The organism is Lysinibacillus sp. UGB7 (assembly GCF_049058285.1).
GTDB lineage: Bacteria > Bacillota > Bacilli > Bacillales_A > Planococcaceae > Lysinibacillus > Lysinibacillus sphaericus_B.
The window spans coordinates 61,026-86,178 of record NZ_JBMGUV010000015.1 but is presented as its reverse complement, the minus strand read 5'-3'; the positions used below and the strand labels follow the sequence as shown (position 1 = coordinate 86,178).

Annotated in this window: 25 protein-coding genes and 1 other annotated feature; of the genes, 19 read left to right on the top strand and 6 right to left on the bottom strand. The window is 37.2% G+C overall.

What is annotated here, in order from left to right; genetic code table 11:
• Window positions 1–116 precede the first annotated feature (116 nt).
• The 5 genes from ACOMCU_RS14970 to ACOMCU_RS14950 all read left to right on the top strand — a co-directional run bounded on the left by ACOMCU_RS14970 (window position 117) and on the right by ACOMCU_RS14950 (window position 5,033).
• Complete coding sequence (locus ACOMCU_RS14970) at window positions 117–1,001, top strand: peptidylprolyl isomerase (protein WP_421050566.1); 885 nt, start codon at window positions 117–119, stop codon at window positions 999–1,001.
• Window positions 1,002–1,013: 12 nt separating this feature from the next.
• A complete protein-coding gene (locus ACOMCU_RS14965) occupies window positions 1,014–1,715 on the top strand; it encodes a polyphosphate polymerase domain-containing protein (protein ID WP_421050565.1) in 702 nt (233 codons plus the stop codon).
• A gap of 24 nt (window positions 1,716–1,739) precedes the next feature.
• Window positions 1,740–2,423 carry a DUF4956 domain-containing protein gene (locus tag ACOMCU_RS14960; RefSeq protein WP_421050564.1) on the top strand — a complete coding sequence of 228 codons (684 nt, stop codon included), beginning with the start codon at window positions 1,740–1,742 and terminating at the stop codon, window positions 2,421–2,423.
• A gap of 42 nt (window positions 2,424–2,465) precedes the next feature.
• Window positions 2,466–4,337 carry a CotH kinase family protein gene (locus tag ACOMCU_RS14955; RefSeq protein ID WP_421050563.1) on the top strand — a complete coding sequence of 624 codons (1,872 nt, stop codon included), beginning with the start codon at window positions 2,466–2,468 and terminating at the stop codon, window positions 4,335–4,337.
• Between the two features lie 93 nt (window positions 4,338–4,430).
• On the top strand, window positions 4,431–5,033 hold the full coding sequence (locus ACOMCU_RS14950) for a class I SAM-dependent methyltransferase (protein WP_421050562.1): 603 nt from the start codon (window positions 4,431–4,433) through the stop codon (window positions 5,031–5,033).
• A 272-nt stretch (window positions 5,034–5,305) separates the two neighbouring features.
• On the opposite strand, the gene proS is transcribed toward ACOMCU_RS14950, so the two are convergent.
• Complete coding sequence (gene proS / locus ACOMCU_RS14945; RefSeq protein ID WP_010860657.1) at window positions 5,306–6,742, bottom strand: proline--tRNA ligase; 1,437 nt, start codon at window positions 6,740–6,742, stop codon at window positions 5,306–5,308.
• Window positions 6,743–6,802: 60 nt separating this feature from the next.
• Window positions 6,803–7,022: a binding site (T-box leader), on the bottom strand.
• 476 nt (window positions 7,023–7,498) lie between these two features.
• On the opposite strand from proS, the gene ACOMCU_RS14940 reads away from it, so the two are divergent.
• The 6 genes from ACOMCU_RS14940 to ACOMCU_RS14915 all read left to right on the top strand — a co-directional run bounded on the left by ACOMCU_RS14940 (window position 7,499) and on the right by ACOMCU_RS14915 (window position 12,901).
• Complete coding sequence (locus tag ACOMCU_RS14940; RefSeq protein WP_010860656.1) at window positions 7,499–8,701, top strand: ABC transporter substrate-binding protein; 1,203 nt, start codon at window positions 7,499–7,501, stop codon at window positions 8,699–8,701.
• A 208-nt stretch (window positions 8,702–8,909) separates the two neighbouring features.
• On the top strand, window positions 8,910–9,785 hold the full coding sequence (locus ACOMCU_RS14935) for a branched-chain amino acid ABC transporter permease (protein WP_010860655.1): 876 nt from the start codon (window positions 8,910–8,912) through the stop codon (window positions 9,783–9,785).
• A gap of 13 nt (window positions 9,786–9,798) precedes the next feature.
• A complete protein-coding gene (locus tag ACOMCU_RS14930; RefSeq protein WP_010860654.1) occupies window positions 9,799–10,734 on the top strand; it encodes a branched-chain amino acid ABC transporter permease in 936 nt (311 codons plus the stop codon).
• Complete coding sequence (locus ACOMCU_RS14925) at window positions 10,734–11,513, top strand: ABC transporter ATP-binding protein (RefSeq protein ID WP_010860653.1); 780 nt, start codon at window positions 10,734–10,736, stop codon at window positions 11,511–11,513. Before ACOMCU_RS14930 ends, ACOMCU_RS14925 begins: the two co-directional genes overlap by 1 nt.
• The gene (locus ACOMCU_RS14920; RefSeq protein ID WP_010860652.1) at window positions 11,513–12,220 is read left to right on the top strand and encodes an ABC transporter ATP-binding protein; all 708 of its coding nucleotides are present in this window, start codon (window positions 11,513–11,515) and stop codon (window positions 12,218–12,220) included. Before ACOMCU_RS14925 ends, ACOMCU_RS14920 begins: the two co-directional genes overlap by 1 nt.
• Before the next feature lie 183 nt (window positions 12,221–12,403).
• A complete protein-coding gene (locus ACOMCU_RS14915; protein WP_421050561.1) occupies window positions 12,404–12,901 on the top strand; it encodes a cupin domain-containing protein in 498 nt (165 codons plus the stop codon).
• A 150-nt stretch (window positions 12,902–13,051) separates the two neighbouring features.
• Here ACOMCU_RS14915 and ACOMCU_RS14910 read toward each other — a convergent pair whose 3' ends face one another.
• Window positions 13,052–13,771 (bottom strand): DUF6904 family protein, encoded by a 720-nt coding sequence (locus tag ACOMCU_RS14910; RefSeq protein ID WP_421050560.1) that lies wholly within the window; start codon window positions 13,769–13,771, stop codon window positions 13,052–13,054.
• A 24-nt stretch (window positions 13,772–13,795) separates the two neighbouring features.
• Window positions 13,796–14,497, bottom strand: a complete 702-nt coding sequence (rluF, locus tag ACOMCU_RS14905) for a 23S rRNA pseudouridine(2604) synthase RluF (RefSeq protein ID WP_421050559.1) — start codon at window positions 14,495–14,497, stop codon at window positions 13,796–13,798.
• Between the two features lie 242 nt (window positions 14,498–14,739).
• Here rluF and adh point away from each other — a divergent pair, with 242 nt between their 5' ends.
• The 5 genes from adh to ACOMCU_RS14880 all read left to right on the top strand — a co-directional run bounded on the left by adh (window position 14,740) and on the right by ACOMCU_RS14880 (window position 20,027).
• The gene (gene adh, locus ACOMCU_RS14900) at window positions 14,740–16,260 is read left to right on the top strand and encodes an aldehyde dehydrogenase (RefSeq protein ID WP_421050558.1); all 1,521 of its coding nucleotides are present in this window, start codon (window positions 14,740–14,742) and stop codon (window positions 16,258–16,260) included.
• 21 nt (window positions 16,261–16,281) lie between these two features.
• Window positions 16,282–16,644, top strand: coding sequence for a DUF779 domain-containing protein (locus ACOMCU_RS14895; protein WP_219361347.1), 363 nt, complete (start codon window positions 16,282–16,284; stop codon window positions 16,642–16,644).
• Between the two features lie 395 nt (window positions 16,645–17,039).
• Window positions 17,040–18,008, top strand: coding sequence for a DUF4003 family protein (locus tag ACOMCU_RS14890; protein WP_010860646.1), 969 nt, complete (start codon window positions 17,040–17,042; stop codon window positions 18,006–18,008).
• Between the two features lie 44 nt (window positions 18,009–18,052).
• On the top strand, window positions 18,053–19,480 hold the full coding sequence (locus tag ACOMCU_RS14885; protein ID WP_010860645.1) for an aldehyde dehydrogenase family protein: 1,428 nt from the start codon (window positions 18,053–18,055) through the stop codon (window positions 19,478–19,480).
• A gap of 67 nt (window positions 19,481–19,547) precedes the next feature.
• Complete coding sequence (locus tag ACOMCU_RS14880) at window positions 19,548–20,027, top strand: acyl-CoA thioesterase (RefSeq protein ID WP_421050557.1); 480 nt, start codon at window positions 19,548–19,550, stop codon at window positions 20,025–20,027.
• Window positions 20,028–20,103: 76 nt separating this feature from the next.
• Here the strand turns inward: ACOMCU_RS14880 and ACOMCU_RS14875 are convergent, their stop codons facing one another.
• On the bottom strand, window positions 20,104–21,414 hold the full coding sequence (locus ACOMCU_RS14875) for a globin-coupled sensor protein (protein ID WP_010860643.1): 1,311 nt from the start codon (window positions 21,412–21,414) through the stop codon (window positions 20,104–20,106).
• Between the two features lie 324 nt (window positions 21,415–21,738).
• On the opposite strand from ACOMCU_RS14875, the gene ACOMCU_RS14870 reads away from it, so the two are divergent.
• A complete protein-coding gene (locus ACOMCU_RS14870) occupies window positions 21,739–21,948 on the top strand; it encodes a hypothetical protein (protein ID WP_010860642.1) in 210 nt (69 codons plus the stop codon).
• 43 nt (window positions 21,949–21,991) lie between these two features.
• Here ACOMCU_RS14870 and corA read toward each other — a convergent pair whose 3' ends face one another.
• Both corA and ACOMCU_RS14860 read right to left on the bottom strand, forming a co-directional pair.
• Entirely contained in the window at window positions 21,992–22,954 is a 963-nt protein-coding gene (gene corA / locus ACOMCU_RS14865) for a magnesium/cobalt transporter CorA (protein WP_421050556.1), read from the bottom strand.
• A gap of 245 nt (window positions 22,955–23,199) precedes the next feature.
• Window positions 23,200–23,889: a class I SAM-dependent methyltransferase gene (locus ACOMCU_RS14860; protein WP_421050555.1), complete on the bottom strand. Its 690-nt coding sequence runs from the start codon at window positions 23,887–23,889 to the stop codon at window positions 23,200–23,202.
• 124 nt (window positions 23,890–24,013) lie between these two features.
• On the opposite strand from ACOMCU_RS14860, the gene ACOMCU_RS14855 reads away from it, so the two are divergent.
• Complete coding sequence (locus tag ACOMCU_RS14855) at window positions 24,014–24,319, top strand: DUF4870 domain-containing protein (protein WP_010860639.1); 306 nt, start codon at window positions 24,014–24,016, stop codon at window positions 24,317–24,319.
• A gap of 352 nt (window positions 24,320–24,671) precedes the next feature.
• Window positions 24,672–25,142 carry a CtsR family transcriptional regulator gene (locus ACOMCU_RS14850; protein ID WP_010860638.1) on the top strand — a complete coding sequence of 157 codons (471 nt, stop codon included), beginning with the start codon at window positions 24,672–24,674 and terminating at the stop codon, window positions 25,140–25,142.
• The last annotated feature ends 11 nt before the right edge of the window (window positions 25,143–25,153 follow it).

The window sequence follows — 25,153 nt, the reverse complement described above, 5'->3', positions numbered from 1 at the left end:
GAAAAATCAAAAATTGTAAACAAATTTAAGAAAAGATCGTTTTGACATCTTGCTGACACATTGGCTCCCTATAGTGGGAAATATAAGAAATAGCAATATAAGTGAAGGAGGAGGGCATGGAAAACTCAACCATGAAAAGGAAATTCCTAATGTTGGCTCTAGTAGCATTAACCATATTGTCAACAGGCTGTTCAGATAGTAAAAGCGGTAGTAACTATGTTGCAAAAGTGGATGGAATCAAGATTTCACAAAAGGATTTAGATCAGGAGCTACGTATTCAATATGGAGCGGAAGTACTCGAAACTTTAATATCACATAAAATCATTGAACTTGAAGCAGCAAAGCAAAATATAACGGTACCAGATGAAGTGATTCAAAGTGAGTATGAGGAGCTTATTCAATCCTATGGTGATGGAGATACATTTAAAGAAGTATTAAAGTCAAATGGTTTAACAGAGGCCGCTGTAAAAGATAATATCCGCACATATCAGTTGGGAAAAAAGGTTATTTCAGCAAGTATAGAAATTACTGATGAAGAGGTAGAGCAATATTTCAAAGACAACAAGGATAGTTATGGTCAGGAAGAGCAAGTTGAGGTGCGTCATATTTTATTGGAGGATGAGGTCACAGCTCAAGAGGTACTGAAAAAAGTACAAGCCGGCGAGGATTTCACAACACTTGCTAAAGACTATTCTATAGATACTGTAACAAGTGAAGATGGTGGAAATTTAGGCTACATAAGCAAAGGTCAAATGGATGAGGCTTTTGAAGAAGCGGCATTTGTACTTGAAGTGAATGGTGTTAGCGATATTGTGCAATCTGCAGAGGGCTATCACGTGATAAAGGTGACAGCTAAGGTGCCTGCTGAAGAAGCAATATTTGAAAACGTGAAGGATGAAATATTTGCAACCGTGCTTGAATCACGTATTGATGAACAATATTCAACATGGATTGCAGAAAAATTAGAGCAGTATGATATCGAAAACAAATTATTAATGTAAGGAGTGTTAAGCATGTCGGAACAAACTTCCTTTAACCCCAATGGCCGTAAAGAAATTAAGCATGCCATTTCTTATACAGATTACGCAATTTTAAAAAGCAAACTAAAACATGTCATGAAGTTAGATGTCAATGCGGATTTAAATGGTAAATATTTTATTAGGAGTACGTATTTTGATAACTTCATGAACAAAGTCCTTATTGAAAAGAAGGAGGGGTTTTTAAATCGTGATAAATACCGAGTACGTATTTATGGCAAATCATTAGATATAGTGAATCTAGAACGTAAAAGTAAACGCAACAATTTAACATATAAATCGAAATGCTCGGTGACAAGAAATGAGTTTGAAAAAATACGTGTAAATGATGTTGAATGGATGGAAACAGATAATCGAGTTTTAATCCGTGACCTATTCCATGAAATAAAATATAACCAATTAAAGCCCATGACCGTTGTCGATTATGAGCGTGAAGCATATACATTCCCGTATGGCAATGTACGAGTGACATTTGATAGTAAAGTACAGTCGAGCATGCGCAATACAGATATGTTTAATCAAAACCTCCCTATGGTGGATGTACTTGAACCAAACCTCGTTATTTTAGAGGTGAAGTATGATGAATATTTGCCTGACATTATTAAATTTATGCTGCAAGCCGTTGATACACGTGCTGAAGCATATTCAAAATATCAACTTAGCCGTATGTTTGGCTAATTACTGAAAAAGGAGCAAGTGACAATGGACAAAGTAAATTTTAGCGACATATTTAAATCTAGCTTTTTAGAAAAGACCACGTCGTTCTCTTTAACGGATTCTATTATTGGATTAGTGGTAGCTTTCTTTGTAGGATTATTTATTTATGCTGTATACAAAAAAACATTCAATGGGGTTATATATTCTCATTCTTTTAATATCTCACTGTTAATTATGACCATGGCAACTTCACTGGTCATTATGGGAATAAGCTCGAATGTTTTATTATCTCTAGGTATGGTCGGTGCATTATCCATTGTGCGTTTCCGTACACCCATTAAAGATCCTATGGATTTAGTGTATATTTTCTGGGCAATAGTTTCAGGTATTTTATGCGGTGCTGGCTTCATTCCACTTGTTATTGTGGGTGCCATTTTAATCGGTCTAGTATTACTAGTGTTCGTAAACAAAATTACTATTGAAAATCCCTACTTATTAGTTGTGAAATTTGAAGAAGACATTGCTTGTGAAGAAGTAGAACATATTATTTCAACGGAATCTAAAAAATATGCATTAAAATCAAAATCGATTATTCAAGATTATGAAATTGAAACAACATATGAGGTTCGCATTAAACAAAACGATGCCCAAATGATGGCATTAATTACTAAAGTGCCTGGTGTTAAATCAGCAGTAATGCTTAGCTATGATGGCAACTTTACAGCTTAGTAAGTAAAGTATGTTTAAATAAAGAGAAAGGGGTAACACATTATGATTAAAAACCGAGTTGTTTATTCATGTATGGCAATTCTACTCGCGCTCTTTATCGTGATGTTAGCAATACTCCCGAATATAGGAATAAAAACAAAAAGCAATGAATTTTCCTATGAAACACTTGTTTTTAATAAGAATAAAGTTACAACAGTAGACATTGAAATCGCTGAAGAAGATTGGGAAGATATGCTTGAAAATGCTGAGGAAGAGGAATTTAAGCAAGCAAATATCACTGTGAATGGGAAAAGAGTTGAAAACGTAGCTATTCGTACAAAAGGCAATATCTCACTGAGTTCAGTTGTTAATAGCGATTCAGATCGTTATAGTTTAAAAATTGACTTTGACTACTATGATCATACAAAGAGCCTATTTGGCTTAAAAAAAATGAATTTAAACAATAACTATAGTGATTCAACATTAATGCGTGAATACATTTCATATGAATTAATGGAAAAAATGGGGCTACCAACTCCGGCACATTCGTATATGTACATTACAGTTAATGGTGAGGAACGTGGTTTATATTTAGGTGTAGAAGCAGTGGATGAAACTTTTCTCGCAAATAACTACGGTTCAAATAGTGGTTTCCTCTTCAAGCCAGACGGTGTAGGCAGTGATTTGCAATATATTAGTGACAATATCTCAGATTATAAGGGAATAAACTTAAAAACAAATGAGGGAAATAGTGATAAGTCAAAATTAGTTGAAATGCTAGATGCTATTAATAATGACGGTGATATTGAGAAATATATCGATGTCGATGAAATGCTTCGATATTTTGCTGTCAACACTGCTATTGTAAATTTAGATAGCTATCAAGGGAGATTGAAGCACAATTACTATTTGTATGAGGATAAGGGTGTATTCTCAATTATTCCATGGGATTATAATATGTCATTTGGAGGCCTTGGTGGAGATATAAAAACGGCTGGTGGTGCAAATATTTTAAACAAATCAATTGATAATGATGAAACATTTGAAATGGAGAGTATGGATTCAGCTGATTCTATAGTTAACAAGGATACCATCCAACAAAAACAACAATTTCCAGCTAACGATACACCACCGCCGATAAATGATCAAGACGGTTGGAATATTGGTCAAGATAATCTTAATCAAGATGATGGCACGCCACAGGATGGTTCACAACAAAATGGAGGTCTTCCACAAGGTACTATGAACATGGATATGCTCATGGATATGTCATCCAACTTAATGTCTGATAGTGCTATTAATTTTAGCATAAAGGATCCAGTGTTTGGTGTGACGTTAGAAGAGCGTCCTTTATTAAACGTGCTTCTTTCAAATGACGAATATCGTAAGGTCTATGAAAACTATTTGGAAGAACTAGCGAAAAAGTATTTAACAGAGGAATATTTCCAGAATATAACGAATGGATTATCTGCTATGCTGACAACGTATGTAGAAGCGGATCCAACTAAGTTTTCAACAACAGCACAATTTCTAGAGGGTGTACAAGGAGAGAATAGCCTACCTGAATTTGCTAAACAACGGTCAGCGTCTATTTTAAAGCAACTCTCAGGTGAATTAGTCATAGAAGCGAATATGCAGGGGGGAGAACCATTTCCGGAGGATTTTGCGTTTAAATTTGACTCTCAATTACCAGAAGACTTTGATCCATCACAAATGCCCCAAGGACCCCCGCAAATGAATGTGGAGGGTAATCAAGATGGAGACATTCATAAGCAAGGGCAAGTAGGTGGCAAGATAGGTCCCAACAAAGGTAATGAACAAGTGGTACAACCATCAGGGATTGATAAGAATACAACCATTACGTCAGGTGTTTTATGTATTGTATTACTTCTAGCACTTACATTTGTTTTCCGTTTCAATCGAAGAGGCATATAAAAAATAAACCATATCCGAAACTTTAGGGTATGGTTTTTAGCGCTTCACATGCTAAAATAAAGCATTCATTTTTCGAGGGAGTCCTACAAAGTTATGAATGATCAACAATTTGATAAATATTTGCATATTAATACGGTAGGCGATCAATATGGTTTTCCAAAACTTGCCCATTACCATCGCTATGAACCTACCCCATATACAGGACTTGACCAACTATTTCAGCAGTATGAGTTACCTAAAAATCCAGTATTTATCGATATAGGATGTGGAAAAGGGCGTGTCCCTATTTATATTAACGATAAGTTCCATATTCCAACGGTAGGTATCGAAATGGATGCAGGTTTTTATGCAGAAGCGGAGCACAATAAGGAAAGCTACCGCAAAAGAAAGGGTCCGCGAGCTTCTATTTCCTTTGTTCATTCAATTGCAGAGGCATACCCTATTAAACCAAAAGACAATGTGTTTTTCTTTTTTAACCCGTTTTCCATCAATATTTTTCGTACAGTCATTCACAATATATGGGAATCGTATGAACGGAATAGGCGTGAAATTCATATTATTTTATATTATCCACCCTATGATTATTTACAATTTTTACACCAGGGTACCCCTTTTGAATTACTCCACGAGGTCCATCTAGAAAATGAAACAAATGTCAATGAACGACTTTGCGTTTTTGCATTGAAAAAAGCTTAGAGTGTGCCTACGATCCCATCTCCAAGCTTTTTAGTGTTGTGTGTCAATGACAGGAAGGTGGATAAGCTTCACCTAGTTCAATATAAGAATTATCTGTTTCACAATCGTTCTGGTGCGTTATGTGACATATGAAGATATTTTTAGGGAGGTTGGACAATGTATGTAATAGCGGCGTACAAATTTACTCTTACTTCTTATTATGAAAAATCCCTCTAGCTAAGATTGTAGCTGGAGGGATAAAAATTAGTGAAATTATGCTAATTCCATGATGTTTAGTATGCGCGAGCAAACCAAACTGTGTGTTTTGCCTCGTTTCCGCAATAAATACAATTCGACTTTTTTATTGGAGGATTAAATGGAATATTTCGAGATGTAAATTTTGTTTCATCTTTTACTTTTTGTTCACAAATATTTTTACCACACCATCCAGCCAAAATCCACCCAGGAATATTTTTATTGGCTTTACTATTTGTAATATGATCTTGTAACTGTTGTAGTGAATCAATTGTTATATGTGAATTAGCATCTCGAAATTGTCGGGCCTTTTCGAGTAGGCGCTTTTGCATCACATTTAATTCTTCCTCAATGACATCATTTAATCGATCAAGCTCAACTGTTATTTTTTCTTCTTCATCACGAAGCTTTACTACTACTTGATGGTTTTGAAAATCACGAGGACCAAATTCTATGCGAAGTGATGCCCCTTTTTGTTCCCATTTATTAAATTTGAACCCTGGTGTTAAATCGGAATCATCTAATTTTACACGAATTCCTTTAGCTTTTAATACCTTGTATATGTCCTCTAACTTCTCTAGTATCTCAGGATGCTTTTTAAATGGACCAACTGGAATTAAAACGACTTGGGTTGGAGCAATTTTAGGTGGTAATACCAGACCTCGTTCATCCCCGTGTACCATAATAACAGAGCCTATTAAGCGAGTAGATGTGCCCCAAGAAGTAGTGTGAACATATTCATGTTGGTTGTTTTTATTTAAATATTTTATATCAAATGCCTCGGCAAATTTTGTGCCAAGATAATGGGATGTCCCTGCTTGTACAGCTTTTCCATCTTTCATCATCGCTTCAATTGAAAATGTATCAATTGCGCCTGCAAAGCGCTCTGATTCTGTTTTTGTTCCATCAAGTACAGGAATAGCTAGTAAATCTTCTACTACTTTTTTATAAATATTTAGCATTTGCAACGTTTCATGCCGCGCTTCTTCTTCCTCTGCATGAGCTGTATGCCCTTCTTGCCATAAAAATTCTGAAGTACGAATAAAAGGTAAGGTTTTCTTCTCCCAGCGAAAAACGTTCGCCCATTGATTAAGTAACAGTGGTAAATCGCGATAACTTTTAATCCAATTTGAATACAAATAACCTATCATTGTTTCAGAAGTTGGACGCAATGCTAAGCGCTCTTCTAATTGTTCTCCAGCGGCTTCAGTAACCCAAGGTAATTCAGGTGAAAAACCTTCTATATGATCCTTTTCTTTTTGAAAAAATGATTCTGGAATTAGCATTGGAAAATACGCATTTCGATGTCCAGTTTCTTTAAAATGATAATCCATTTCTGCTTGAATATGCTCCCAAATTTCATAGCCATCAGGTTTAAATGCAATACATCCTCTCACTGGTGTATAGTCCATTAAATCTGCATTTTGAATTGTTTCTATATACCATTTTGTAAACTCATTTTGCTGAATCGTCATAATTGCTCCTCCTTAGTTATTGATAAATGTAAAATAAAAAAGCACAAAGCTATCCTTCTAACTAAGGACGTCTTTATGCTTTAGCAAACGTGGTACCACCTATTTTTAGTTTTATAAAATAAATAAAACTCTCTAGCGTTTTGTAACGGAAACGAACCGGTTATGTTTTCATAACTTCTCCGTGGTAGGTTTCGGTAAAGAATCGGTGGTATAGCTCTCAGCAATTACTATACTCTCTGTAACACTTCCTTTACTTACTTGGTCACATCATCGAAATATATTTTTAATATTTTAACAAAGCATACAAAATAATACAAGCGTGACATTGAGCACACATTTTTATTTTCCCGGAAATAAAAATACATAAGTCCATTTTCTATTATGAGTTGGCTGTTAGTATTTCCAAAATGAAAGTTATTTTTATTCAAGAGGTTTTTCTAATTGTAGGACAAGCAATTTTTAAAAAAAGATGGATTTTTTATTTAACCTTTAGGAAATTTAATTAATTTAAATGATTGTTTTATACTAATTTCACCCAACAATTAATAGATAATTCTCAAAAAACTAATTATACTGAAAAATCACTCTAGACTAAATATAAAGAATGTTTTACAATGTAAAAGGCTTAAATGAATAATATTTGGTTTCAAAAATAGATAGTTATAAATAATTATTTTTGCTATTGAGGAAATGCATTTAATTGTTTATAATTATCAGAAATATCTAATATTTTAGAATTTTCAGGGGGAATTAATTATGAAAGAGAACAAAAAGCTTAAAAAGTTCGGTTCACTTCTAGTCGCTTCTTCACTTCTTGGTGGCGTACTTGCTGGTTGCGGTGCTGGAGACGATTCAAGTTCAGGAGGCAGTTCATCTGACAGCGATACGATCAAAATTGGTGCCAATTTAGAACTTTCGGGCAACGTAGCATCTTACGGTTCTTCAATTGGTGTAGGAGCTGAGCTTGCAGTTAAAGAAATTAACGAAGCTGGTGGTATCGATGGTAAGAAAATCGAACTTATTAAAGTAGATAACAAATCAGAAAACTCTGAGGCAACTGCCGCTGCTATTAAACTAGCAACACAAGATAAAGTTGTAGCGATGCTAGCGCCAGCAACTTCTGGTAACACAGTAGCAACGGTGCAAATTGCTAATGATAACAAAATTCCTATCGTTACAGGATCAGGTACGGCACCAAATATCACAGTAAATGATGATGGTAGCGTAAATGAGTATGCATTCCGTACATGCTTCATTGACCCATTCCAAGGGATTGTAGCCGCTAACTTTGCTGCTGGTGAACTTGATGCGAAAAATGTAGCTATTTTTGCTGATAATGCTTCTGACTATGCAAAAGGTTTAGCGAAGTCATTTAAAGAAACAATCACTAAAAATGGCGGTACTGTTGTAAAAGAGGAAGCTTATGTGGCAAAAGATACGGACTTCCGTACACAATTAACAAATATTAAAGCAACGAACCCTGATTTCATATTTATCCCTGGATACTATGAAGAGGTTGGTTTGATTGTAAAGCAAGCACGTGAAATGGGTATTACGGTGCCGCTTATGGGAGCTGATGGTTGGGATTCACCAACTCTAATAGAGTTAGCGGGTGCTGATGCGCTTAATAATACGTTCATCACAAACCATTACTCTGCGGAAGATCCAGATAAAAAAATTCAAGATTTCGTAAAAGCGTTTAAGTCAGCAAACAGCGACAAAGCACCAGATGCATTTAATGCACTTGGCTATGACACTATTTATTACATTGCAGATGCCATCAAACGCGCAGGTTCTACTGACGGCGAAGCCATTAAAAATGAATTAGCTGGAACAAAAGATCTTTCTTTAGTAACAGGTACATTCTCAGTTGACGAAAATCATAACCCAATTAAAACAGCAACAGTTCTTGAATTTAAAGACGGTAAACAAGTGTTCAACTCTAAAGTAAATCCTTAACTTTTGGCAAGGGGGGAGGCGGGCAAACTCGTCTTCCCTTTTTCTGTTTTATAGACAACTAGACGCATAGAAAAAAGCATAGATTCTAGCATAAGGAATCGGAAATAACTGTTTACGAAGGGGCACAGGTTTTTCTGCATTCACTAAATTATGTAGAAATGCGTCCCGTTTTTGCATTGCTTAATAAATTATAAAGGAGTGAACGCTCATGGAATGGATACAGCAACTTGTGAATGGGATTTCACTAGGTAGTATCTACGCGTTAATAGCGTTAGGGTATACGATGGTATACGGTATTATTAAGCTAATTAACTTTGCCCACGGTGATGTTTTCATGATTGGGGCATTTATTGGCTTTTATGCAATTGCTAAATGGGAGCTTGGCTTCTTCCCAGCATTATTATTGGCAATGGCAGTTTGCGCAATCTTTGGTGTGTTAATTGAACGTATTGCTTACAAGCGTTTACGAAATGCAACACGCATTGCTGCATTGATAACAGCAATCGGTGTTTCGCTATTAATCGAATATACAACCATTTTCTTCAGAGGCGCCCAACCAGCGGCTTATCCTGAAGTATTTAAAAATAGAACATTTGATGTCTTTGGTGTTCAAATTAGCAGTACCTCAATTTTAATTTTATCTGTCGCTGTCGTACTGATGATTCTTTTACAATTCATCGTACATAAAACAAAAATCGGCAAGGCGATGCGTGCAGTATCACATGATGCTGATGCAGCCCGCCTAATGGGCATTAACGTAGATAATACAATTTCGGCGACATTTGCAATTGGTTCAGCGTTAGCAGGTGCCGCGGGCGTTATCTTCGGTGTGTACTATACAAAAATTGATCCTTTAATGGGTGTTATTCCAGGGGTTAAGGCATTCATTGCAGCGGTTCTTGGGGGTATTGGTATTATTCCAGGAGCGATGGTTGGCGGCATGCTACTAGGTGTTGTGGAATCCATGGTAAGTGCACTTGGGTACTCTTTATGGCGCGATGCTGCGGCATTCGTTATCTTAATTTTAATCTTAATCTTCAGACCATCGGGTATCTTTGGTAAAAACGCCCGCGAGAAAGTGTAGGTGAGCGGTAATTATGAAAAAGTCTAAAATTTTCTGGGGCTATGCTGTATTAGCGCTAGTCATCTATGCAGTTGTTCAGGCGCTTATTACAACAGGAACAATTGATATGTATTACAAAAATATGTTAATTACAATGTGTATTAACATCATGCTTGCAGTCAGCTTGCACATCGTAATTGGTATTACTGGCCAATTCTCGATTGGGCATGCCGGGTTCTTAGCAGTTGGTGCCTATATTTCAGCTATCATTACAACGAAGCTAATGCTACCGTTCCCATTAGCCATTTTCTTGGGGGCTCTTGCAGCAGCTGTAGCTGGTTTAATAGTAGGTATCCCAACGTTGCGTTTAAAAGGGGACTATTTAGCCATTGCAACGCTTGGGTTCGCGGAAATTATACGTATTGTATTTTTAAATACGGACTATGTTGGTGGCGCAGCGGGTATGCAGGTTAAGTATTTATCGACTTGGACTTATGCGTTCGTAGGTGTGGTGTTAACAATTGTAGTTATCGCAAACTTCACAAATTCACGTCATGGTCGTGCGTGTATCTCAATTCGTGAAGACGAAATTGCTGCAGATGCAATGGGTATTAACACAACATACTATAAAGTTGTGGCGTTTGCGATTGGTTCATTCTTTGCGGGTCTTGCCGGGGCCATTTTCGCACATAATTTCTACATTATTCAACCGACAACTTTCGGTTTCTTAAAATCATTTGATATTTTAATTTACGTGGTACTTGGTGGTTTAGGAAGTCTTTCAGGTTCTGTAATCGCGGCAATATTCTTGACGGTTGTTTCAACATATCTAGCGAATTTCCCCGAAACACGGATGATTATTTACAGTTTGGTACTTATAATCGTAATGCTATATCGTCCAAAGGGGTTAATGGGGACAAAAGAAATTACGGACTTATTCAAGTTTGGTAAAAAAGGAGGTACAAAATAATGACTGGCAACCTTCTTATCAACGTGGAAAATATGGGCATTCAATTTGGTGGTTTAAAGGCAGTACAGGGCGTTAATATGTACCTTCATCAAGGTGAATTAGTTGGTCTTATTGGCCCCAATGGTGCTGGTAAAACGACGAGCTTCAATATGCTAACTGGGGTGTATACGCCAACTGAAGGTACGATTACATTTGACGGTAAAAAGATAAACGGTCTCGCACCTTATCAAGTAACACAAAAAGGAATCAGCCGTACGTTCCAAAATATCCGTCTATTTAAAGAACTATCTGTTTTAGATAATGTAAAAGTCGCGAACCATTCACTTGCCAAACACTCCATGTGGGCATCGATTTTTCGTTTGCCGAATCACTTTAAAGGTGAAGCAACAATGGAGCAGCAATCTTTTGAGTTCTTAAAAATCTTTGGTTTAGACATTTATCAAGATGAGCTAGCAAAAAATCTTCCGTATGGGATGCAACGCCGCCTAGAAATTGCGCGTGCATTAGCAGCAAATCCGAAGTTATTATTACTGGATGAGCCAGCCGCAGGGATGAATCCACAAGAAACACACGACTTGATGGAATTAATTGCTTTTATTCGTAAAGAATTTGGTTTAACTATTCTGCTAATCGAGCATGATATGAGCTTAGTAATGGGAATTTGCGAACGGATTTACGTACTCGATCATGGTCAATTAATTGCAGACGGAACACCAGAAGAAATTCGCAACAATCCAAAGGTAATTGAAGCTTACCTGGGTGAGGAGGTTATCAGCTAATGCTAAAAGTACAAAATATTGATGTATTCTACGGAAACATCCAAGCATTAAAGGGCCTCTCTTTAGAAGTAAACGAGGGTGAAATTGTAACGTTAATCGGTGCCAATGGTGCTGGTAAAAGTACATTATTAAAAACATTGTCAGGCCTACTAAAGCCAAAGGGTGGCATCATCGAATATGAAGGCTTCTCTATTGCTGGAAAGGCTGCACAAACGATTGTAAAATCAGGTATTTCACATGTGCCAGAAGGTCGCCGTGTATTTGCCAATATGTCAGTAGAAGAAAACCTAGAGCTTGGGGCATATCTTCGTAATGATAAAGTGGGTATTAAAAAGGATATGGATCATGTATTCGAGTTATTTCCTCGTCTTGAGGAGCGTCGTAAGCAGCAATCAGGGACATTATCCGGTGGTGAGCAGCAGATGCTTGCGATGGGCCGAGCATTAATGGCAAAACCGAAGTTACTATTAATGGATGAACCTTCAATGGGGCTGGCACCATTAATGGTGAAAAATATCTTCAATATTATCGAAAAAGTCAACAAAGAAGGTACAACAGTGCTTCTTGTAGAGCAGAATGCGAACATGGCGCTATCCGTAGCAAATCGAGCATATGTACTAGAAACTGGCCGTATCGTATTAGCTGGTACAGCAAAAGAACTGCAAGAAAGTGAACAAGTAAAAGCAGCATATCTAGGTGGTCTATAAGGAAGTTGGAGGTATCTCATAATTATTTGAGATACCTCTTTTTCATTTTTGTATGGGTGACGGATAAAAGTGAGGAAGTGACGGATAGAATCGATGAAATGACGGATAAAACCGACAAAACAACGGATAGCGGTGGCATCAGACCTTTGTTTTTTGGTAAGGTGGGAGAAAGGAGTGAGGATTTTGCAGTATTCAGCACAATATTTCATTGATAAATTAAATTTAGCAGAGCATCAAGAGGGAGGTTACTATATTTCTTCGTTTAGATCGGCTGACGAAATGGCGGTAAGGGATGTAACAAGACCAATTTATACGAGCATTTATTTTCTACTACGTTCGCAGGATATATCACATTTACATCGTTTAAAATCTGATGAGCTTTGGTATTATCATGCTGGCAGCCCACTAACTGTCCATATGATTTACCCTGATGGTACATATGAGGCTAAGAAATTAGGATTAAATATGGAGACAGGGGAGGTACCACAAGTAGCTGTGCCGAAAAACACAATTTTTGGCTCATCTGTAGAGGATACTAATACATTTAGTTTAGTTGGCTGTATGGTGGCTCCTGGCTTTGACTTTGCGGATTTTGAATTGTTTACACAAGAAGAGCTTTTAGCAGATTATCCGCAGCTCGAAGCTGTCATTCATAAAATGGCGTATAAGACAATTAAATAGCAAAAGAGCCGACTTAAAGTACTTCGAGTCGGCTCTTTTTGCGTGAAAGAGAAGCGACGGCAGCAAAGCTTTTGCTGCGCCAAAAATGTAAACTCAGCGCCAAAAGTGAGTTGAAATAAATCGCTTTTAGTTATTGAACAAGGTCTTGATTTACCAAAGAATTTCTTCTGGGTAGTTTGCATGGATTTGAATTTCGTGCAGCGCCTTTTTGCTTGTTCTGGCAGCTTCCATCAGCTGTGATTTGAGTGCTACATATTCTTCGTCCTCAAGCATTAATCGGAGAGCGAAGGCTGCTAAATGAGCCTTACGTTCCTCCGTATTTAAATGTATGTATTCTAAATTCAATATGTCTACGTATTGCGTAGCGTAACGGAAGGTCAGTGGACTTTTCGTATGGAGCATTCTTAAAAACACTAAAAATTCTTCTTCACCGAGCTCCTGCTCTAAGCACTGTGCAACGGATGCTTGGAATTTGCGAATGGTTGCAATATAAATATTCCACTCTGAAGAATCGATGAGCTCTTGGTGCAAACGGATAAAGTCATTTAAAGCAATCGCTGTAAAAATAAGCTCGGGCCATAGAACTTCCGTTGCATAATAGACATTTTTATTTGGAAAAATAATTTCATGCTGAGTAAGCACACTTTTATTGAGTTCAATATTAACAAATTCAAGCAGGTGGTCGCCTTGTGCTGCATGGCGAAGATTATAGCAAATACCAAGGATTCGCTGACGCGCACCTTGGTAATCGTAATATTTGTTTTCATCACCAGTTAATTTGTAAATCGCATTAATGAGTTGATCTAAATCCCAAAAGTCGCCACTAATTCGTACGCCAGTCAGCTGTTCGGTACTTTGAATGGAAAGCATAGCGCTATCCCCCCTTAATTGCTGTTATTTTGGTGTGTAATTAAGTAGTTTGAATAGTTCTGTTCGTTCTTTGTCAGTTAAATCACGCCACTGCCCAATTTTTAGATTGCCGAGCTTAATATTCATAATACGAATGCGTTGTAACCTTTTAACAGAGTAGCCAAGTGTGGAACACATACGGCGAATTTGGCGGTTTAAACCTTGCTCTAAAATAATTTTAAATACTTTATCCGAAATTTTTTCAACAGAGCAAGGTAAAGTGGTTGTATCTAAAATATCAACCCCTGCCCCCATTTTCGTGATAAATTGCTCTGTAAGAGGCTTATCGACTTGTACAATATATTCTTTTTCGTGATGGTTTTCTGCACGTAATATTTTATTTACAACATCACCGTCATTTGTCAGTAATAATAGTCCCTCTGATTCTTTATCAAGTCGCCCAATATGGAAAATACGTAGGGGGTGATTAACAAAATCCACGACATTTCCTTTTATATGTTGCTCAGTTGTACTTGTAATGCCAATTGGTTTATTTAAGACAATATACACAAGTTGTTGTTCTTTCTTTACCTCTTTTCCGTCTACGCAAACGAGATCGCCTACTTCAACTTGACTTCCAACCGTTGCAAGCTCCCCGTTGATTGTTACTTTACCTTCCTCTACCCATTTGTCAGCACCACGGCGTGATACAATGCCAGTCTCACTCAAATATTTATTAATACGCATACAGTTCTCCTATACATTATTATTATTTTAAGTATACATTATCGTTGGATGCACCGTGAATTCTAAAGCTTTTCTAGCAAAAATAATTTCATTGGAAAATATTTTTTAAAAAGTTGAAATTATTTTTTGTTTCTGACAATATATTGTGTAAGAGAGTTTCTATGAAAATATTGTTATTTCGATATAAAATAGCGATTTTTGTAGATATTTTCTCATTATTTTGTGTAAAGGGGAGAAGTAAAATGGTTTATGCATTTCCAAACACTGAAGGATCGGTAGTTCAATTCAAAGAGAAATATGATAATTACATTGGTGGAGAATGGACACCCCCAGTGAAAGGTCAATACTTTGATAATGTTACTCCTGTTACTGGACAAGTTTTTACACAAGCAGCGCGTTCAACTGCTGAGGATATTGAACATGCACTTGATGCGGCACATGCCGCAAAAGATGCATGGGGCCAAACATCTGCAACAGAGCGTGCAAACATTTTACTTAAAATTGCGGACCGCATTGAACAAAACTTAGAAAAGTTAGCCGTTGCCGAGACATGGGATAACGGAAAAGCAGTACGTGAAACATTAAATGCAGATATCCCTCTAGCAATTGATCATTTCCGTTATTTTGCAGGAGCTTTACGTGCACAAGAAGGTTCGCTAAGCCAAATCGATAATGATACAGTTGCTTATCACTTCCATGAGCCTATTGGGGTAGTCGGTCAAATTATCCCTTGGAATTTCCCGTTATTAATGGCTGTTTGGAAGCTAGCACCTGCGCTTGCTGCTGGAAACTGTGTGGTGTTAAAACCTGCAGAGCAAACACCAGCTTCGATTATGGTGTTAGTAGAATTAATTGGTGATTTATTGCCACCAGGCGTACTAAATGTTGTCAACGGTTTTGGTTTAGAGGCAGGAAAACCACTTGCATCCAATCCACGTATTGGAAAAATTGCCTTTACAGGTGAAACAACAACAGGTCGTTTAATTATGCAATATGCTTCACAAAACCTTATTCCCGTTACGTTAGAATTGGGTGGAAAGTCTCCTAATATTTTCTTCGAAGATATTATGGACGAAGATGATGCCTTTTTAGATAAAGCAGTAGAAGGCTTTGTATTATTTGCTCTTAATCAGGGCGAAGTATGTACATGTCCTTCCCGTGCATTAATTCAAGAATCTATTTATGATAAGTTTATGGAACGCGTACTGCAACGTGTGGAAGCCATTCAAGTTGGAAATCCATTAGATCCGAATACGATGATGGGTGCACAAGCTTCTAGTGAGCAAATGGAAAAAATCCTGTCTTATTTGGATATAGGTAAGCAAGAGGGCGCTGAGTGTCTCATTGGTGGTGAGAAAAATAATGTAGGTACAGGCTTCGAAAACGGCTACTACATTAAGCCAACTGTCTTTAAAGGACACAACAAAATGCGTATTTTCCAAGAAGAAATCTTCGGGCCAGTTGTGGCAGTAACAACATTTAAAACGAAAGAAGAAGCATTAGAAATTGCGAACGATACATTATATGGTTTAGGCTCTGGTATTTGGACACGTGATATGAATACAGCCTATCGTTTCGGTCGAGGTATTCAAGCAGGTCGTGTTTGGACAAACTGCTACCATGCCTACCCAGCGCATGCTGCGTTCGGCGGCTACAAAATGTCAGGCATCGGTCGCGAAACACATAAGATGATGTTATCTCATTATCAACAAACGAAAAATTTATTAGTTAGCTATAGCGAAAACAAACTAGGTTTCTTCTAATGCGTAAGGGGGTGCGAAGGCGTGGTTGAACGTGTATTAGCAACGGAAAAAGCGCTGGCACTAATCGATTTATTGACAGAAAAACATGGACCAGTTATGTTTCATCAATCGGGTGGATGTTGTGATGGATCGTCTCCAATGTGTTATCCAGAGGGTGACTTACTATTGGGTGATCAGGATGTATGTCTCGGTGAAATTGGTGGTGCACCATTTTATATGCATAAGAATCAATACGATTATTGGAAGCACACGCAAATTATCTTAGACGTTGTTGATGGTAGAGGCGGTATGTTCTCACTTGAGGGTGTGGAAGGTAAGCGGTTTTTAACAAGATCAAGGGCCTTTTCTACAGAAGAATTAAAAGAATTAGGCTTGATCGAATAGTGTTTCAAAAAAGTGATATTGTACAGCTAGTATTATCTTGAAGCGCAATAGCATAAAAATTTAAAAGCAGTGGCAAAAGAACTTCAATGTTTTTTTGCCGCTGTTTTTCTATGCTAATTCTTCTGAAAAAGTTTATGTAAATTTATATTATTTTGAGCGTTACGTAATAGTAAAAAAAGCTGTAATCGATCTTGTAAGGTTTCAGTGAACAACGATTTTTTAATCGTCCTTTCATTCATAATAATCCCCCATTAATTATTGATTTATTTTTATTAAACCATATAAAACCTAGTTACATACATTAATTTAAGTTTACTTTTTATGTTAATTGTTACAAAATGATTGAATCTTTTCGACAAAATATTACGTAAATAGTAAAAAGGAGCGTGTTGAAGATGGATATTGTTATAATTGAAAACCAATTCACACAAACGGTGGAGGGCGTAGCGAAGGCGGCTGGATGGTCAGTTGATCGCAAAATTATTTTAGCTATTGCCAGCACGTATGTAGCTTCAGGCAAAACCTTTGATGCGCTAAAATTTAAAGAAGTACTTCAAGAGATGAAGAAGCAAACGTCATGGATGTCTCCGCTAAGAGCAAACGTTGGCTATAGTATGGCTGCAAACATCATGGAACAGGATGACATCGAGCAGGCGGTAAAAAACATAATTATAAATGAAAAGATATTAAAGGAAGCAAAATTTAAAAGTGGGAATTTCAATTTTATAGCTGCTCAATTTTTAACAAACATTGAAAGTGAGAAACAGGCACATGCTCAAAAGGCACGTGCCTTGTATGAAGCCATTCGAAAACACCATCGATTTTTAACTTCTTTTGATGATATTCCCTATGCAGTATTACTTAGTAACCCAAATGATGATGTTATCTTACGTGCTGAAACAATGAATCGTTATTATAAAGAGCTTCGTTCGTATAATTTTTATGCAGGTAATGAATTACAATGGCTATCGCAGGTGCTAACGTTTTTATCTCCACAATATGATAGTAATCTTGTGCCAAGTGTTGTTACTATTCGTGACATATTAAAAAAAGTAGATGTAAAAATAAAAACAATGCACTATCCGTTACTGGGATTCTTAGCAATTCTTCAATTGAATAGCGCGCAAATCTCGCAAATTACTGATTTGTACCATGAATTAAAGGGTATGAAATTATTAAAATGGCATCGTGAATTTGTGCTGTTTATGGCAATACAAATTGCTATTCATGATATGGCGAAGGTGCAACAATCATTATCAATGTCCATCATGGCTTCTATCGAGCTCTTAATACAAGCGCAGCAGGCAGCGATGATGGCGGCAGTTACTGCTGCTGTAGTGGCATCTAATTCGAGCTCTTCGTGATAAACTAAGTGAAGAATATTATTTTTCGGAGGTGCTTTTGAAGGATGAAAGAAGCAAAGCTGTGGATAAATGGTCAGTGGCAAGACACGAAGGAATCGTATGATTTAACATCACCCTATAGCGGTGATGTAATTGCGAAGGTTGCTAAGGCAACTGTTCAGGATGTTGAACGAGCAATAGAAGGTGCACAAAAGACATTTCTATCGTTTAAAAAGACAACAGCCTACGAACGTGCCGAAATTTTATATAAAGTGGTGGACATTATGCGCCATCGTAAAGAAGAATTAGCGGAGATTTTGGCGCATGAGGCAGGAAAACCTTTATCGGCAGGCTCAGCTGAAATTGATCGCACAATCGCAACATATCAATTCGCCGCAGAGGGAGCAAAACAAGCAATGGGCGAAACGGTGCCTATGGACGCCGCGCCAGGAGCGGGTGATCGAATTGGTTGGACTAAGCGTGAGCCATTAGGTGTTATTTCTGCTATTACACCTTTTAATTTTCCATTTAACTTAGTAGCACATAAATTAGGCCCTGCTTTTGCAGTGGGTAATACAGTGGTATTAAAACCAGCGACACAAACACCGCTAAGTGCAATTGTAATGGCTGACATTTTTAAAGAAGCAGGTCTACCAGATGGTGCATTACAAATTGTTACAGGTAGTGGTGGAGAGCTAAGTGATATACTCGTTACACATCCATTTGTGAAAAAGGTGACATTCACAGGAAGTGGTAAGGTTGGACTAGGCATTAAAGAAAAAGTAGGATTGCGCAAAGTAACATTAGAGCTTGGTTCTAATGCTGCGGTTATTGTCGAGCCGTCGACACCAATAGATAAAATTATATCGCGTTGTGTCAGCGGTGCATTTAGTTTTGCTGGACAAGTTTGTATTTCGTTACAACGTATCTATGTACACGCCTCGATTATTGAGGAATTTACGAATGCATTTGTAAAAGAAACCGAAAAGTTAGTCGTAGGTGATCCAGTCGATAAAAAAACAGATGTTAGTGCAATGATCAATCCTGGTGAAGTGGAACGAATTCGCCAATGGATTGAGGAAGCAAAGGCACAAGGCGCGATCGTAGCCACAGGTGGAACGTTCACAGAGCGTACATTAACACCAACAGTTATGACGCATGTGACAGCCGATATGAAAATAATTTGTCAGGAAACATTCGCACCAATCGTCTCAATTGTTTCATATGAAACATTAGACGACGCTATTCGACTAGTGAATGAGTCGGAACTTGGCTTAAATGCAGGAATATATACGAATGTGCTGCCAGATGCATTGCGTGCAGCAGACGAATTACAAGCAGGAGCTATTATTATTAACGATATTCCAACTTTTAGAGTTGATAATATGCCATACGGCGGCGTGAAAATGAGTGGTTACGGACGAGAGGGTATTAAGTGGGCAATTGAGGAAATGACAGATATGAAGTTTATTGCCATGAAAAAATCATTCTAGTTTGCATCAAGTCTTTTTGTACGATACGATGACGGAAGAACATACATGAAGGGAAGTTACTAGAACTATGACAAACAACGCTGTTCCGATGAGCCAATCACGTACGGTTCAAACGCGTCTCGTATTACCGCCAGATACAAATAATCACAATTCCATTTTTGGTGGTAGAGTGTTAGCTTATATTGATGAAATTGCTGCAATTACAGCGATGAAACATGCAAAAGGGCATGTGGTAACAGCCTCTATCGATTCGGTTGATTTTTTATCTTCGGCTCATGTAGGAGATATTTTAGAAATTGAAAGCATTGTTTCTTCTACAGGGCATTCTTCCATGGAGGTTTATGTACGGGTGATTTCACGTAATATCGAAACAGGTGAAGAGAAGCTAACGACGGAATCTTTCGTGACAATGGTAGCGGTGGATGAAAAAGGGAAACCAAAGGCTATTCCAGCCATTATTCCAGAAACTGATGCTGATAAACGTTTGTTCGAAACAGGTCCTGCGCGACGGGAACACCGTAAGCAAAAACGTGCTTTGGCACATTAAAATAAAAGGGAAATTGACACATGGAGGTCAATTTCCCTTTTTAATAGCCATATTAGAGCATTTGGCTTAGAAGTAATTAGATATTTAATTCATTGACTACATTAATCAATGAGTCTGAAGAGGAGGAAACAAGTGTAGCACCTTGTGACAACTCTGTAATTAAATTTGAAATTGCAGAAATATCGCGTGCTGTATTTACATACTGCTGCTGAATACCTGTAACAGCATCTGCAATATCATTAAATGATTTCGATAAATTTGTTTGTGTATCTACGCTATGTTGAATTTTTTGGTCTACATTGATAACGGAGCTCGCCATTGTTGTAATATTACTTTCTGTTTCTTTTATAAGATGTGAAACGTTTTGTACGGCATTTTTTGTTTCCTCAGCAAGTTTGCGGACTTCTTCAGCCACGACAGCGAAACCTTTACCATGCTCACCTGCGCGTGCTGCCTCAATGGAGGCATTTAATGCTAATAGATTTGTTTGATCAGCAATACCTGTGACTAGGCCTACAATTTCAGAAATCTTTTGTGAAGATGTACGTAATTGATTCATTGTCACTTCAAGGCTATTTACACTTTGTAAAATGACATGTATTAAATCATTTTGCTCTTGTAATTGTTGTTGGCCGCGTCTAGATTTTTCTTTTGTCTCTTCAACGAAGCTCAAACCTTGTTTTGTTGCTACAGCAATGTCATCCGTTTGTGCAGAGATAACCATTAGAGAAGCAGCCGTTTCCTCACTGATAGCATTTAACTCTTCAGCGGTACTTTGAATGGTTGTAACAAGTGAGTGCTTTGTTTCATCCGCCTCTGAACGAATACGATCTTCTTCATTTTCGTATGCCTCTATAACAAGCTGTTGCTCAAAATTAATGATTTTGCAGAAGGCATTAATGGCACGAAGCGCATCATGCTTAGAAACATCTAATTCATTTGCAAAGTTTGCAAACGTAGAAGTTAATGATTGGAACGACGCTATGTACCACTTAGATTGTAAGCCAATACGCACATGTGTCTCAGCTATTGACTTTCTTTCGTTAATATAAGAGTCATTAATATGACTTTCGAAAATATCACTTAAATGTTTATGTAATGTAATTTTTAAACGTTCGATTTGTGAAGTTCTATGGATAATATCCAACAAATCTTGGCTCAAACTAATAGCTGCATAAAATTGATCGACCATTTTAGGAATCAAATCTTTAGCCAAAGGCTGAAGTTGCTTAATAATGGCTAAATCTTCAGTAGTTAAATCTAATAATTGCAACTGCTTTTGAAGATTTGGGTGGTTAGAAACATCTAATTGTACGTTATGCTTATATTCCTCCGGTGATAATAAAATTGAGTAGCTAGAATTGTTCTTATTTGTAAACCAACTCATTGTTGTCTGCTCCATTCTTTATAAATCCATAATATATATTAATTAAAGTGTCTTCGTATATTAATGTATGAAAATTTGCGAAATATGGTATTTAATCTATTCTACTATTTTTAGTGTCAATTTTGGTTAAAAATTTAGTTTATTTCTATATTTTTGCAATATTTTTTAAATGATTGTCGCTTAAAAGTCATGAAATAGATTTTTTTAAAGAATAAAAAGTAGTTTGAATTTCATAAGACAAACCTGTAAAATACGAACTGTTTAGTTTAATAAATAATTGTACGTGAAAGATATCTAATTAATATTGCTAAAAGGAGGCATTACATGGAGAAGAAGCGTTTTAAGTTTGTCATTCCTGTTATGGTGATTGTTGCAATAGGAGCAGTTTATATGTTAAACAACTACTATGCGGAAGTACCGGATATCGACCAACTTTTAATTATCATCGGTGCAACATTATTATCTGGTGTTCTTGCATACTTTTTATTCCCACAGCAAGGGGAAAATAAAGTGGATGATCGAGGGCCGTATTAAATATAATGAGGACATCTAGCGCTTTTTCTAGATGCCCTCTTTTTTAGGGTTTAAATAGTTTGAACCAACCTTTGTATTTGAAAAAAGACAGCATAAAGATCACGATTAATATCATAATACCAAGGACGATAAAGTAGCCATATCGACCATGGAGTTCAGGCATAATATCAAAATTCATCCCGTAAACGCCAGCAATAAAGGTTAGTGGAATAAAGATTGTAGAAACAATTGTTAACGTCATCATGATACCATTCATGCGGCTGGAGCTCATCGCCATATAGTTATCGCGCATGTCGGCTGTAAGCTCACGATTAGATTCGACGATCTCTGTAAGCTTGACTAAATGATCGTGAATATCACCGAAATAAGCTCGTTCGGATTTTTTTAGCGCGAAGCGGTAAGAGCTGAGTACTCGATATAAGAGGTCACGCATTGGTAAAATGGTTCTTCGTAAATGAAGTAAATCACTACGAAATTCAAATACAATTTGCATCGCATTTACACTGCTTTGATATGTCAGTTCATCTTCAAGTGTATTTAGATGATCTTCAATCTTATAGACAAGTGGGAAATAGCTATCGACAATTTTATCAATGGTCTGGTAGGTTAGAAATACAGTACCGCGTTCCCAATTCTTTGGTTGCTCTTCTAAAAGTTTTTGCACCTTATCTATCTCAGGTGTCTCGTTTTTGTGGTATGTAACGATAAACTTATCGGAGACAAAGATGTTTAATTCCTCAGCTATTAGAGTCTCCTCGTTAAGCCTATGAATCACGAAAAAATGATAATCATCATAAAAATCGAGCTTTGGCCGTTGTAAACGCATTAAGCAATCTTCAATGGCTAGTGGATGAAAATGAAAAAAAGTATCGAGTAATAGCTCTTCTTCAGCGGTGGGGCTATTAAAATCGACCCAGAACCATTCAAAATACTTATCTTTAATGTCTTCAAGTGGAAATCCCTTTAATAATTGTTGATCTTTTGAAATGCCCATTGTGCGAATCACAGCATTCACCTCAATTCTGTTTTTCCCATATAAAAGGGTACTAAGTCAACTACTCAAAACGAACGGATTGCGGGATGTTGCATGGGGAGAGGGCACTTGTAGTATCACCCGCTTGACCTACACCAAAATAGATTTTAACACGTTAGATGCCACGACAGGTCGGGCGTTCTAAACGATGGTACATTTCGACAGGTATAGTCGCAAAGCCTTAACGTAGCATATATACAGGCGTCTAACATCTCTATCTATTCAAGTACCCCTTTATAACATACCCAACCTGCAAATAATGTTGTTGCAAAAAATCGGGAAGGTTGTGTAAAGCCTGCCTGTTGTAACAGCGTTAAAATATCTTTTTCCGGCATAAATGATAGAGCGCGTATGGACTGCTCCATATTCGCCACTTCTGAGGCTGAAAGTTTTGTGTGTTGTAGCCAATAGGAACGCCATAAATCAAACTGTAGCTCAGTTTCAGTTGTGTTAAGCTGCCCATATTTTGAGACAAGGACAAATGGTGCTCCAGGCTTTAAATGTTTCGCAATTTCTTTTAAAGTCGCAAGTTTTTCCTCATAAGTTTCGATAAAGTGAAGAACTAGTATACAACTGGCAGCATCAAACTTTGTAGCCGGTAAAGATGTTTCTAGTATCGTGCCACGACATAAGGAAATTTTATTTTGCAACGATTTTAAGCGTTCCTCTGCAATTTGTAGCATTGCTTCTGCAGGATCTATACCTACAAAGGACCAGTGGGGTCTTTGTTCAGCAAGCTGTAAGATTTCATTGCCGCTTCCAGAGCCAAGCACTAAAAACGTAGCTTCCTCAGCCAGATTGGATCGATAAAAGGTTTGTGTTAAACGTAACATGGCATCATAGCTTGGCAATGTACGTCGAATACCTTTTTCATATTCGTTTGCAAGTGTGTTATTAAAATCCATCATGTATCACATGCCCTTCAAAAAAGTTTTTTTAAAAATTTTATACTTGTTTGAAACTATTTAGAGTATAGTTCCGTAAATAGTATTACAAATAGCAAGAACAAATTAAAAAGGAAGGTTGATATTTATGGAAACAAAATGGTCTAAAGTAATCATACATGCCAGTGCGTTTTTTGCACCATTTTTAGTGCCGATTTTATTTTTCTTAATTAGTTCTGATGAAGAAGTAAAAGGAATCTCTATTCAGGCATTACTGTTCCAAATTGTAATGTGGGTATTAATTGCAATTGCTGGAATTTTAAGCTTCGTGTTAATCGGCTTACCGTTTTTACTAATTTTTGGTCTTATGACGTTTATCGTACCAATTATCGGTATTGTGAAGGCTATATCTGATGAGCCTTGGCGCTACCCAATTGTCGGCCGCTGGGTATAATTTTTATAGACGCAAGTATATGCTAAGTGCATATGCTTGCGTTTTTTCTATAGGCGAAAAGGGTAGGTTATAACTATGAAACCCGTTTTAACTTCTTTCTTTGTCGTTTCATGGGACAATCTACCGAAGAACTCTAATTTACTGGATACACAATGGAAAGAACATAACCCAAGTTCTGGATGTCGGTGTCGCGGTATCCTGATGGAAAATCATACTCGTTGAGAGGGCAATTGTACGTGCGATTTTTCAATGTGCGTATTAATTGCAATTATTTTCAAGCGTTCTGTATAATATACTCAAATATAGTCAAAGATAGTCAAAGTCAGTGTGGTTAGCGAGGTGTATTCCTAAAATGCGTAATATTTCAGACATCATAGAAGGCTACTTAAAGCAAGTACTTGAATTAGGTGGAGAAGGGCATATTGAAATCAAACGTAGTGAAATTGCGGATAAATTTCAATGTGTACCGTCACAAATAAATTATGTTATTAATACAAGATTTACGGCTGAGCGTGGTTACCTTGTTGAAAGTAAACGTGGCGGGGGTGGATACATTCGAATTTTACGTGTCCGTGCAAACTCACAAATTGATTTGATTGATGATGTGCTCTTGCAAATTGAAGGTGGGGCATCTCAAACAGTGGCAGAAGATTTAGTTTATCGTCTAATTGATGAGCAGGTAATTTCAAAACGAGAAGCGAAATTAATGTTAGCGGCAGTTGATCGCTCAACATTAGATTTACAACTACCTTTACGGGATAGCATACGTGCGAGAATTCTACGTGCGATGTTAACAACGATTAAATACGAAAAGCAAAAGTAAAGAGGTGATGG